At 46.1% G+C, this 358-nt stretch carries 1 pseudogene; it reads left to right on the top strand.

Annotated features, from left to right (window positions below):
• A pseudogene (locus ACMWLG_RS25930) lies at window positions 1-200 on the top strand (IS110 family transposase); the annotation flags it as partial.
• Window positions 201-358: the final 158 nt, after the last annotated feature.

Consider the following 358-nt stretch of genomic DNA (forward strand, 5'->3'; position numbering starts at 1 on the left):
ATAAAAAGATCCGAACTTTGTTGGTTCAATGTGCCAGGGTATTCATACAAAAACTGGAACACCAGTCTGGCAAATTGGCCGATTGGGTCAGGGATTTACTGTGCCGGAAAAGCAACTTTGTCGTCACTTGTGCTCTGGCAAACAAGCTGGCCAGAATAGCCTGGGCCCTAACGGCACGACAGCAAACTTATGTAGCATAACGGCAGAAATACACCGGTTTAAAGAATTACTGATCTGGTTTTGCGAATACTGATATTGATGATACTAACGGCCCACCGGCCTGTTGAGGAACCTGTAAAACGGAAAGGCTCATTGAAGCCGTATATTTTCTGGAGGTTCATCAGGCGCGGAACTCATC

Origin of the sequence: Enterobacter sp. 01-M-02-SI-ECC, assembly GCF_047530595.1 — a bacterium.
GTDB classification, from domain to species: Bacteria; Pseudomonadota; Gammaproteobacteria; order Enterobacterales; family Enterobacteriaceae; genus Enterobacter; species Enterobacter cloacae_M.